Here is a 262-nt window from a genome sequence, read left to right on the forward strand (position 1 = left end):
GGCGCAGCGTACAAGGCGGGCATTATTGTTTTCTTAGGATTTCCTTATGGAAATGGCGATCCCTACTAGCTGGTGGGCTACGCGGGTTTTCTGCAGCCGAGCGTCAGCAGCGTGATCGTGCCAAATAAAAACCCCGCGAAACCATTCGGTTGGCGGGGTTGCTGGGTTTTGGCGAGCCGGCGCGCTGGATCGTCGTCGCGATTTTGACGCGGGATTGGATAAAGCAAAGCGTCTCGGAAAACGGACACGCATTGATTAACGT

General features: G+C 55.0%; 1 protein-coding gene. It reads right to left on the minus strand.

Annotation, left to right across the window (positions count from 1 at the left end):
• Positions 1-77: 77 nt before the first annotated feature.
• A partial coding sequence (locus RVY79_RS20115; RefSeq protein WP_317466346.1) for a hypothetical protein occupies positions 78-262 on the minus strand: 185 nt, incomplete at its 5' end.

The organism is Chromohalobacter sp. HP20-39 (genome assembly GCF_033052815.1).
GTDB lineage: Bacteria > Pseudomonadota > Gammaproteobacteria > Pseudomonadales > Halomonadaceae > Chromohalobacter.